Source organism: Daejeonella sp., assembly GCF_030695525.1.
Classification (GTDB): Bacteria; Bacteroidota; Bacteroidia; order Sphingobacteriales; family Sphingobacteriaceae; genus Daejeonella.
This window is the reverse complement of the sequence record NZ_JAUYSS010000035.1, coordinates 1-11999: the sequence shown is the minus strand read 5'-3', so window position 1 is coordinate 11999 and position 11999 is coordinate 1. Positions and strand designations below refer to the sequence as shown.

Annotated in this window: 11 protein-coding genes; all 11 read left to right on the top strand. The window is 40.1% G+C overall.

The window, feature by feature from the left end:
* The coding region (locus tag Q8S11_RS08175) for a hypothetical protein (protein WP_305661597.1) at positions 1 to 217 on the top strand (217 nt) is incomplete at its 5' end.
* A 252-nt stretch (positions 218 to 469) separates the two neighbouring features.
* Positions 470 to 2524 (top strand): BatA and WFA domain-containing protein, encoded by a 2055-nt coding sequence (locus Q8S11_RS08170; protein WP_305661596.1) that lies wholly within the window; start codon positions 470 to 472, stop codon positions 2522 to 2524.
* Positions 2521 to 3786, top strand: coding sequence for a dihydroorotase family protein (locus Q8S11_RS08165; RefSeq protein WP_305661595.1), 1266 nt, complete (start codon positions 2521 to 2523; stop codon positions 3784 to 3786). Before Q8S11_RS08170 ends, Q8S11_RS08165 begins: the two co-directional genes overlap by 4 nt.
* Positions 3787 to 3795: 9 nt before the next feature.
* Entirely contained in the window at positions 3796 to 4470 is a 675-nt protein-coding gene (locus tag Q8S11_RS08160; RefSeq protein WP_305661594.1) for a hypothetical protein, read from the top strand.
* 14 nt (positions 4471 to 4484) lie between these two features.
* On the top strand, positions 4485 to 5060 hold the full coding sequence (locus Q8S11_RS08155; RefSeq protein WP_305661593.1) for a DUF4199 domain-containing protein: 576 nt from the start codon (positions 4485 to 4487) through the stop codon (positions 5058 to 5060).
* Between the two features lie 145 nt (positions 5061 to 5205).
* Entirely contained in the window at positions 5206 to 6159 is a 954-nt protein-coding gene (locus tag Q8S11_RS08150; RefSeq protein ID WP_305661592.1) for a glycosyltransferase family 2 protein, read from the top strand.
* 30 nt (positions 6160 to 6189) lie between these two features.
* Positions 6190 to 7158: a glycosyltransferase family 2 protein gene (locus Q8S11_RS08145; RefSeq protein WP_305661591.1), complete on the top strand. Its 969-nt coding sequence runs from the start codon at positions 6190 to 6192 to the stop codon at positions 7156 to 7158.
* Between the two features lie 3 nt (positions 7159 to 7161).
* Positions 7162 to 7920, top strand: a complete 759-nt coding sequence (locus Q8S11_RS08140) for a DUF975 family protein (protein WP_305661590.1) — start codon at positions 7162 to 7164, stop codon at positions 7918 to 7920.
* Entirely contained in the window at positions 7910 to 9412 is a 1503-nt protein-coding gene (locus tag Q8S11_RS08135; RefSeq protein ID WP_305661589.1) for a GH3 auxin-responsive promoter family protein, read from the top strand. The genes Q8S11_RS08140 and Q8S11_RS08135 overlap by 11 nt, the downstream gene beginning before the upstream one ends.
* A 70-nt stretch (positions 9413 to 9482) precedes the next feature.
* The gene (locus Q8S11_RS08130; RefSeq protein ID WP_305661588.1) at positions 9483 to 10670 is read left to right on the top strand and encodes a 1-deoxy-D-xylulose-5-phosphate reductoisomerase; all 1188 of its coding nucleotides are present in this window, start codon (positions 9483 to 9485) and stop codon (positions 10668 to 10670) included.
* 31 nt (positions 10671 to 10701) lie between these two features.
* A partial coding sequence (rseP, locus tag Q8S11_RS08125; protein ID WP_305661587.1) for an RIP metalloprotease RseP occupies positions 10702 to 11999 on the top strand: 1298 nt, incomplete at its 3' end.

Below are 11999 nucleotides of genomic sequence, written 5' to 3'. Positions count from 1 at the left end.
TATTAAGAAAGAGTTTCACGTAGAAACGTATATTATTTTACATCGCCGCAAAGCGATGGTGGAAATGTACGTGATGTGTGAAAACTATATTCATAATATTTGGCCCAAACAGCTTGGGAGGCGAGCAAATATAAGGATTGGATATTGGAATAAAAAATTTATGTTAATTGAGAGTGGAGAGTGGAGAATTGAGAGTGAGAAGCAATACCTGTGGTAGGTCCATTTCCTATTCTCAACTTTCTGTCATTCCAACGCAGGAGGTACCTTAGCACCTATTGACCTATATTTTCGCTGCCAAACTCCTTCTAACCTATTGATAATTTCCTTCGCTAAACTCAGGATTACAGCCTACTTCAGATGAAATAGAGAGTAGTGGCAAATGTTACTCGCGCAACTCTCCACTCTCAATTCTCAACTAATTTCCCAATTCCTTTCACAGCAGATTAATTATAGTTAATTTTGATTCTTAATGAGATTCCTGTCGCCCGGATTTTTATTTGCCCTACTGACAATCGCCATACCTGTCATTATCCATCTTTTTAATTTCAGGAAGTTTAAGAAAGTTTATTTCAGTAATGTTCGTTTTTTAAAGAACGTACAGATTCAGACCTCTTCGCGTCAACATCTTAAAGACAGATTAATTCTGGCAACCAGGATTCTTGGAATAAGTTTTCTGGTTTTTGCATTTGCCCGCCCATATATACCGGTGGCTGAACAGCAAAATGCCCTGCAGCGGGATGTTTTGAGCATTTTTATTGACAATTCCTATAGTATGGAAGCTGTGAATAAAGAAGGAACCCTGCTTGATGAGGCGAAAAGAAGAGCGAGGGAGATCGCCTCCGCCTATAGTTTAAATGATAAATTCCAGCTCCTGACCAATGATTTTGGAGGCAAATACCAGAGGCTGATGAGTTTCGAAGAATTTCAGACAGCAGTCGAGGAAGTGAGTATAAGTTCGGCTAACCGGAAACTGGATCAGATAATCAGCCGGCAAAAGGATGTATTTCTGAAAGAACCAAACTCCCGAAAGACCTTATACCTCATTTCTGATTTTCAGAAAAATATGTTGTCGACAAGTGCAATAGAAGCCGATAGTACAGTTATAACACGTCTCATCAGATTAAATTCAAATTCCCAGCCAAATATTTCCATTGATTCGGTATGGTTTAACACCGCTATTCATAGACCGGGTGATTCTCATAAACTGATGGTCAGGCTCAGAAATAATTCAGATGAAGAGGCTGTGAATATTCCTGTAAAAATGCGGGTCAATACGATTCAAAAGGCTATCGGGAGTATGAGTATTAAACCAAGGAGTACTGCAACAGATACCTTAACTTTCAGTGGATTACAGTCGGGATGGCAGGAGGCTGAATTAGAAATTACCGATTTTCCGGTAGTTTTTGATGATAAGTTCTATTTCAGCTTTTATGTTCAGCCCTCCCTTTCTTTACTCATAATTAATGGTGGTGCTGAAAATGAGTATTTGAACTCGGTATATCGCTCTGATCAATTTTTTAAAGTTGTCAATGTTGCTGCAGGTAATATAAATTATTCAGGACTGGGAGACTATCCTATGATAATACTAAATGAAGTCGCAGCAATAAGTGATGGATTGGGCCAGCAATTGAACAACTATATCCGACGTGGCGGGAGCCTGATTGTGTTTCCTGAGCTCGAAAATAATCAGTCCGATTTGAGGAAATTTCTTAGTTCAGCAGGTACAGATGTCCCGGATCAGGTTTTGACTGCCGAAAATAAGGTTTCGATAATTAATCTGGATCATCCTGTATTCCTTGGTGTTTTTGATAATGTCCCTAAGCAAATTGATCTGCCTGTGGCTAAAAAATACATACGTTACAGTACACAGAGTAATACAAACCGGCAAACTTTACTCGAAATGCCTGGTAAGATCTCATTTTTTAGCCAATACAGGCTTGGTTCAGGCAAAATATACCTGTCGGCAGTACCTTTGAGTCAGGAAACGAGTAATTTTGCCAGACATTCAGTATTTGTGCCTATCATGTATCAAACGGCTCTATTATCCCTTCGAAATCAGAACCTGTTTTATAAATTGAACAGGGAGCAGCAAATTGAATTGCCAAAAACATCCCTGAACTCAAATCAAACCCTTAAATTGAAGAATGAAAAGTTTGAGGCAATACCCGATCTCAGGCAAAATGAGAATTTTTCTCAACTATATATTGCCGATCAGATCAAAGAAGCAGGAAATTATCAATTATTAAAAAACGATAGTCTGATGGCTGTACTTTCTTTTAATGAGGCAGGTTCAGAATCAGATATGAGCTATGCAACTGATGAACAGTTGAAGGCATTATTCCCTCAACAGAAAATTGAAATTTTAAATACAGAGCCGGGTTCTTTGACGAATGCTGTAAAATCTATTAACCAGGGAACTTCTTTGTGGAAAGTTTGTCTGATATTGGCCTTAGCTTTTTTTGCTGCTGAGATTTTTCTCATCCGCTTTTACAAAAAGACTCAAATTAAACCATTAAACAATTGAAGAATTTACTAATTCAGTCTGCAAAAATTTTAGATCATCAAAGCTCTTTCAATGGAAAGATTGTTGATATTTTGATACGTGATGGAAATATTTCGGAAATAGCAAAGAAGATTAGTGTTCCGGATAAGGGTACAATAATTTACTCCGGAAAGGGCCAGATACTGTCGTCTGGTTTTTTCGATCTTAATGTGAACTTTGGTGAGCCCGGACTCGAAACCAAGGAAGATATGGGAACCGGATGTATGACGGCTGCCGCAGGAGGTTTTACAGGCCTTGCCCTTATGCCAAACACCCAGCCTCCAATTCATTCAAAGGCAGAGGTCTCTTACCTGATTGGTAAATCCAAAAATAATCTGGTGGATATTTATCCTATGGGATGTATAAGCCATAACAGAGAGGGAAAGGAACTTGCTGAAATGTACGATATGCAGCAAGCCGGCGCTATTGCCTTTACAGATGGTGACAGACCGGTATCCAATGCAGGATTAATGAGCAGGGCATTATTGTATACCAAATCATTCAATGGAATAGTTTTTTCTTATGCAGAAGATCCGGATATTGCCGGCAAGGCGAAAATGAACGAAGGGCTGATGAGTACCTATTTGGGGATGAAAGGAAATCCATCCCTTGCCGAAGAATTGATGATCTCACGGGATCTTTATCTAGCAGAATACAATGATTCCCAGATACATTTCAGTACAATCAGTTCTGCAAAAAGTGTAGATCTGATCAGAAAAGCTAAAAAGGCAGGGATTAAAGTTAGCTGTGATGTTGCAGTTCATCATTTGATCTTTACCGAGGACGATCTTGAAGGATTTGAGAGTAATTTTAAAGTAAAGCCACCCTTACGGACAAAGAAGGATCAGAAAGCTTTGATTGCAGGTCTAAAAGATGGAACCATAGATGCGATAGTTACTCAACACAGTCCTCATGAAATAGAATTTAAAAATGTGGAATTCGAAATCGCAGCTTATGGAATAACTGGATTACAATCTGCACTTCCAGTTGCCCTGAAAGCCGGTTTAAGTTTAGAGACAATTGTCGAAAAAATGGCAATTTCACCCAGAAATATTCTCGGAATTTCAAATCCTGAATTGAAAACCGGAAATTCTGCTAACTTTATTCTGTTTAATGCGGAAGAAGAGTGGGTGTTGAATGAGGAGAGCAACAGATCCAAATCATCAAATTCACCTTTTTTCGGACAAATGTTGAAAGGAAAAGTGAAGCTTGTATACAATAATGGCCAGTACATTATATTTTAAACAAAAAATATGAATACAAGTATAAATCAGGCAATGAATGCAGCTTTGGCGCAGTTTGCTTCAATAAACAAGCTGGAATATAAGTCTTTTTCAAAGGCTTTGACCGAAGTTTTCAATCTGGAAAAGCCTTATCTTCAAAAGGTGGCTGCACTGGATAGTGTTTTTGATGATCAATCCGTTTTTGAACCCCTTCGTGAACTGTTTTTTGATTTGCTCCTGATTAATTTTCTAAATGAAGATGTTCGTAAGCTGGAAGAAGACTACCTCGACTCACCTGAGTGGGAGAAAATTGAAGAAAGTACGATAGACCGGGGGACAGAGCTTCTGAATCTCTTACTATATTTACAGGAATGTCATGACGAATCGATTGAGCCGGAACTGAGTGATTTCCTTCGGGAGTTTTTGCTTGTAGATGAGGATGAATTTCAGGATGAACATCGTATTTATGAAGATGTTATTGCCAATCAGATCCTCGTAGAAAGCGATCTACAAGAACTGGCCCGTGTAAGTGCCGAAATTCCCGATGATTCAGAATTAAAAGAACTGTTTTACCCGATGATTGGCTTTTTCAGAGATCCTGATCCTTCAGATAAGGACTTCAATGATTTTGTAAGCCACAGTGCAATCCCTGATTTTGATTCTGCAGTATATTCCCTTTTAATTTCCTATAACTCTCAAAACTAAACCAAACTAAAAAAATGGAATTGACATTAGAAAATTTAAACAAGGCCGCAAGCACTAATGGAGTGATTATCGGCATTTTATCTACGGTAATTGGAATAGTTACTTTTTATGTGTTCCCTGCCCTCTTAGGCTCAATGTCATTCGGCATTGCAACCCTGTTTGTGTCCTTATTGATTTATATCTTTTTCACAATTGACCTGAGAAAAAAGATCGGCGGATTCTGGAGTTTCAGGGAAGCATTGAAAGGAATTTTTCTGATGTCATTCGTAGCAGGATTGATCTACTCTTTATCGAACGTTGTTTTTTATAAATTCATAGAGCCGGGAGCATTTGATAAGATCGCTGGGTTTATGGAATCCGGTATGTCACAAACTTTCGAGAATATGGGAATGGAACAGGAGAAAATTGATGAGACAGTAGCCAAACAGATCGAAGGAATTAAAGCTCAGTACGATCCAACACTTGCACAGTTTTTTAAGAATCTGGGTATTGCCATTATTATCCAGTTCGTGATGTCACTTATTTTTGCAGCAATATTCAAGAAAGAGGCTCCGGTATTCGCTTCCATCGGCGAAGATGAAGAGGAATAGTCCCTCAAAATAATCTGACGTGCAGGTTTTATCAATATTATTGATGAAATTTGCACGTTTTTAATTGTTAAATAATCTAAATTCTTTTATCCAGTATCTCATATCTCCTATCTCACATCTCATATCTCAAATCACACATCTAAAAATGGATATATCTGTAGTTGTTCCTTTATATAACGAGGCAGAATCTCTGCCTGAACTACTCAATTGGATCAACAGGGTGATGAATAAACATGGATTTAGCCATGAGGTAATTCTGGTTGATGATGGAAGTAATGACGGCTCATGGGAGGTAATTGAGAAGTTAAAGGAAGAATTTCCGGCCATTGTAGGGATTAAGTTTCGACGAAATTATGGTAAATCTGCCGCACTGAATGTAGGTTTTGAAGCATGTCAGGGTAATGTGGTGATCACCATGGATGCTGATTTGCAGGATAGCCCGGATGAAATCCCTGAACTTTACAGAAGGATCATAGAGGAAAAATTTGACCTCATCTCAGGCTGGAAACAAAAGCGTCATGACCCGCTTTCAAAAACTATTCCAACAAAACTATTTAATCTGGTTACCCGCCGCATGTCGGGCATCCATAATCTTCACGACTTTAATTGTGGCTTGAAAGCCTATCGTAGAGAGGTCGTAAAAAGCATTGAAGTTTACGGCGAAATGCATCGTTATATTCCGGTGATCGCCAAATGGGCTGGTTTCAAGAAGATAGGCGAGCAGGTTGTAGAGCATCGTGCACGCAAATACGGCTATACAAAATTTGGTTTCAGTCGCTTTATCAATGGTTTTCTGGATTTGCTCTCCATATTTTTTGTCGGTAAATTCGCCAAAAGACCCATGCACTTCTTCGGTACAATGGGTGCTTTGAGCTTTCTGGCCGGTACCATCATAGCCTTATGGATCATCATTGAAAAGTTGTATCACATCACCATGCATATCAAATACTCGCGTGAAATTGTTGATCAGCCGCTTTTCTATATTGCTATGGTGGCAATTATTGTTGGTTTTCAGTTGTTCCTTACCGGTTTTATAGCTGAGCTTGTATCAAGGAATTCTCCTGAGCGCAACAGCTACCAGATTGAGAAGACCCTTTGATTTATTTTTATACTGTAGACGCTAATCAAAATGTTTTTTTCAATCATCATTCCACTTTATAACCGGCCTAAGGAAATTGATGAATTGTTGCATACTTTAACCAGACAAAGTTATCTACAGTTTGAGGTTCTGGTCATTGAGGATGGATCTATAGCCGATGCAAAGGAAATAGTAAATTCATACGCAGACAGGCTGGACATCAGCTATTATTATAAAGAAAATGCCGGACAGGGTTTTGCCCGTAATTACGGTTTCGAACGTGCAAAGGGAGATTATTTTATCGTATTCGACTCCGATTGCCTGATACCTGCAAATTACCTGGAAATAGTTAAGAATTACCTGCTGGAACATCGCTTAGATGCTTACGGCGGTCCGGATGGTGCACACCCCTCATTTACCCCTGTTCAAAAGGCAATCAGTTATTCTATGACTTCACCATTTACTACCGGAGGTATCAGAGGTAACAAAAAGCATATCGGGACCTTTCATCCGAGAAGCTTCAACATGGGTATCTCACGTGAAGTTTGGGAAACATCCGGCGGTTATATTCTGACCCGTTTGGGTGAGGATATTGAATTCAGTATAAGAATTCAATCCCTGGGCTTTAAAACCGGACTCATTCCTGATGCGGTTGTTTACCATAAACGACGCACCGATCTTTTTCAATTTTATAAACAACTGCATTTCTTTGGGAGAGCAAGAATTAATATTTATAAACACTTTCCTTCCGAATTGAAGCTGGTGCATTTTTTTCCGGCTCTTTTTACTATATTTCTGTTGCTGAGTTTAGTTTTTAACCTTTTTGGCACTTCTTTAGCTGAATTATGTAATACCTTGCTCGCTGTTTATATTTTGATGATTTTTTTCCATTCCTGGAAAGTAAACAAATCATCAAAAGTTGCATTTTTGAGTATTGCTGCTGCATTTGTGCAATTAACAGCATATGGTCTTGGGTTTATGCAGGATTTTTGGAAAAGAATTATTTTAAGAAAACAATAATATATGGACAAATCATTGTCAGTGAATGTGATATTGGCAGATGCCTGGCAACTGGCCAAAAAGAATATCTGGATTCTGCTTGGTTTCACTGCGGTACAGTTTGCTTTTATTCTGATCATTACGACCATCCTTACCAGCGTATTTGGAGGTGCCAGTGGAGCAGGAGTATTGATCCAGAATATTATTCTGAGTCTCTTTGATGCTTTTTTTACAGTAGCTTTTTATCAGGTATTCTTTAAACTGATTGATGAGGATACTGATCCTGAATTCCCTGATTTCATTCCCAATCTGGTAAAAGCCGTAAATTTTCTGATTGTCAAGCTCATAATCGGATTGGTTTTGGTATTTATTATTGCTATAATCAGCTCTGTTTACTTCTATAATAAGCAGGATATTGATACAAGTAACCCATTTAGTCTGGATCTTTTGCCGGTTTTTATACTTATTGCTATTCCACTGGTGTTTCTTACAATCAGGCTATGTTTTGTGGTTTGCTTTATTGTTGACCAGGAATCGGGGGCTTCTGAGTCCATCAGCCAGAGCTGGGCGATTACCAAAGGACATTTTTGGTTTATTGCACTTCTTTTCCTCGTAATGCTTGGCTTAAATGTTCTTGGGGCAATGGCATTATTTGTAGGATTATTGTTTACTGTTCCATTTTCCAGCTTAATTCTGATCATTTCCTATCGTCACCTGGTAAACAATTATACCGAGGAAGAAGAGATTCTGCTGGATGATTCGGAGGATAAGTATGGGAATTAAATCATGGTTGGCTAAACCCCTTGCAGCTTTTGCTGTAAGACAGATCAATAAATGGAAGAATAATCCCATTGCTGCACAGGAGCGTACATTTAAGAGCCTGATCCGACAAGCCGCTCATACTGCCTTTGGAAAGGACCATAATTTTGAATCAATTAAGACTTACGATGATTTTAAAAGGCGTGTTCCGGTTGCTGATTACGAGGATCTGAAGTCCTATATTGACAGGGTTGTTCAGGGTGAGTCGGATATAATGTGGCCGGGTAAGCCAATCTATCTTGCTAAAACTTCAGGTACAACTTCCGGACTGAAGTATATCCCGATCTCCAAAGAATCAATGCCCGAACATCTGAAAGGGGCTCGTAATGCACTATTCTCTTATATTCATGAAACCGGAAAATCTGAGTTTATTGATGGAAAAATCATCTTTTTGCAAGGGAGTCCGGTTCTGGAACGGAAGAACGGAATTAATTTCGGACGATTGTCGGGTATTGTAGCCAACCATGTTCCTGCCTACCTTCAAAAGAACCGTTTGCCTTCTTACCAAACCAATTGTATCGAAGATTGGGAGGAAAAAGTTGATGCTATCGTGGATGAAACCCTCTCAGAGGATATGCGGCTGATCTCCGGAATTCCACCCTGGGTCCAGATGTACTTCGACCGGCTCAGAGCACGTACCGACGGAAAGAAAATAGGCGATATTTTTAAGAATTTCACGCTTTTTGTATACGGAGGAGTAAATTTTGAACCTTACCGTGCCCGTCTGGAGGAAAGTATTGGGCGGACTGTAGATTCAATTGAAACCTATCCGGCATCAGAGGGCTTCATTGCGTTTCAGGATTCACAAAAGGAGAAAGGTTTGCTTTTATTAGTCGACGCAGGTATTTTCTATGAATTCATCCCCTCTGATGAATACCATAATGAAAACCCGGGCCGGATATCCCTTGCGGATGTGGAGCTGGATAAAAACTATGCTATTATTTTAAACACAAATGCAGGACTCTGGGGTTATAGTATTGGGGATACAGTTAAGTTCGTTTCCAAAAATCCCTATCGGATAATGGTAAGCGGAAGGATAAAGCATTTTATTTCAGCTTTTGGTGAGCATGTGATTGGCGAAGAGGTAGAGCATGCAATTTTATCGGTTGCAGGTGAGGAAGGGCTTGAAATCACCGAATTTACTGTTGCTCCGCAGGTTAGTCCGGAAGATGGTACATTGCCCTATCATGAATGGTATGTTGAGTTTGCAAAAGCTCCGGTAGACATGGATAGTTTCAGTCTCAAAGTAGACCAGGCCTTGCAGAAGAAAAATACCTATTATTTTGATCTGGTTGAAGGAAAGGTCTTGCGTCCATTGATTATGCATAAGCTTGAAAAGGATGCTTTTAGAAATTATATGAAATCAAAGGGCAAGCTCGGGGGACAGAATAAGGTCCCGCGTTTGTCAAATGACAGGCATATTGCTGACGAATTGGATGAATGGATCAGCAGATAGATCAGGAATCTCAAAAAAATTAATAAGTTTAGGAAATTCAGTTTTGTATTAATAAATCGGGTTTGGTTTGATGGGAAAATATCTTAATAATGAGTTTGCTATAAAGAATATCGCTATTCTGGGTTCAACAGGTAGTATTGGTACTCAGGCGCTTGAAGTAATCCGGCAGAATCCGGATCGTTTCAGGGCTTTTTTACTGACAGCAAACAGCAATGCCGGCCTTTTAATCAAACAGGCTCTGGAATTCAATCCGGAATTTGTTGTTATCGCTGAACAATCAAAACTGGAGGAAGTTAAAAGCGCATTAAGAAACACTGAAATCAAGGTGTTATGGGGTACAGATGAGTTGTGTGTCGCATTGGAGCGACCTGAGATCAGCCTGGTACTTACCGCGATGGTTGGATTTGCAGGTTTGATCCCAACCCTGGCTGCAATCAGGGCAGGAAAGGACATCGCACTGGCCAATAAGGAAACCCTGGTTGTAGCCGGAGAACTGGTTACAAGCCTCGCAAAAGAGCATGGCGTTAAAATACTGCCGGTCGACTCAGAGCATTCGGCAATCTTTCAATGTCTGGCAGGAGAGGGGCAAAACCCGATTGAAAAGATCTACCTGACGGCTTCCGGTGGTCCGTTTAGAGGGAAGGATAGGGACTATCTGTCATCAATCACCCGTAATGAGGCCCTAAAACATCCCAATTGGGTGATGGGTGAGAAAATTACGATCGATTCGGCGAGTTTAATGAACAAAGGTCTGGAAGTGATTGAAGCAAAATGGCTTTTTGATCTCGATGTTTCCCAGATTGATGTGATAGTACACCCACAGTCAATCGTACATTCCCTGGTACAGTTCAGAGATGGCTCGATGAAAGCCCAAATGGGTTTACCCGATATGAAATTGCCTATTCAATATGCCCTGGCATATCCCGAGCGTATAGAAAACACATTTCCAAGATTCAATTTTGCTGAATTCCCGAATTTAAGCTTTGAACAGGCTGACAAAAAGACGTTCAGGAACCTTGCTCTTGCCTTTGATGCATTAAATACTGGCGGGAACATGCCATGTGTGATCAATGCAGCCAATGAAGTAGTTGTGGCAGAATTTTTGAAAGACCGAATTGGCTTTTTGAAGATGAGCGATATCATCGAGCAATGTATGTCTGAAATAACATTTATTTCAGATCCAACACTTGATGATTATATCGAATCAGACAGAATCACACGGATATTAGCCGGGGAATTAGTAACAAATAGTAAATAGTAGAGTTTAAATATAAAATAAGAGAAAAGGCATGGATGGATTAGTAATGACAGGTCAACTGTTATTGGGATTATCAATTTTAATCATATTACACGAAGCAGGACACTTTTTTGCCGCAAGGGCATTCGGAATCAGGGTAGAGAAATTTTATCTGTTCTTTGATGCCTGGGGCTTTAAACTGTTCAGCTTTAACTATAAAGGTTGTGAATACGGTATTGGCTGGTTGCCATTGGGTGGTTATGTAAAGATATCCGGAATGATCGATGAATCTTTGGATACAGATCAGCTTGCCGGTCCGCCGCAACCCTGGGAGTTCCGTTCAAAACCGGCCTGGCAACGACTTATTGTCATGCTGGGTGGAGTTACTGTGAATATTGTTCTGGGTATCTTTATTTTCTGGATGCTTGTTCTGAAGAATGGCGAAACCTTTATCCCGAATGATAAACTACCGGATGGCATTGCGCCCGGAATTATAGGTAGGGAGATTGGCCTGCAGGCCGGCGACCGGATTACGGCAGTTAATGGAACACCAGTAAAGCGTTTTGAAGAATTAACCAGTTCAAAAGTATTGTTAGGAAATACGGAACTTACCGTGCAGAGAGAAGGTCAAACCATTCCGGTACAGGTTCCGGGAGATGTTCTCGAAATGGTTTCAGATTTGGGTATCAGTCAGTTTGTTGAGCACCGAGTCCGGATGTCGGGAGTGGTACAAGTTGCCCCCGGAGGAAATGCCGAGAAAGCAGGTCTGAAGGTTGGTGACAGTATTTTAGCAGTCAACGCCAAGCCCGTTACCTTCTATGATGAATTCAAAACCGAGGTTCAGTCTGCTAAAAATAAAATAATTGCGATCTCTGTTATTCGCGGACAACAGGCCATGGAAATTCCAACTCAGGTTTCTGAAGAAGGAACCATAGGGATTTACATCCCCCAATATTTCAATATTCCATTGGAGAGTGTCAACTATGGTTTCTTAGCTGCATTGCCTGTGGGAGCTTCAAAAGCATGGGGTTCTTTTATGGATAATGCAAAAGGACTGGGTAAAGTGGCCTCCGGACAAGTGAAAGCGAATAAAGCCTTCACCGGACCGATTGGTATTGCTACGATGTTTGGTGGAACAGTTGACTGGGTGAAATTCTGGAGTCTGGTTGGATTATTATCAATGGCATTGGCATTAATGAACTTATTGCCTATCCCTGCACTGGACGGTGGTCATGCTATCTTCCTGCTGATTGAAATGGTGAAAGGTAAACCGCTTGGCGATAAGTTTATGGAACGTGCCCAAATGGTAGGTTTCGTGATTCTGATTACTCTGATGGTATTTGTTTTTGG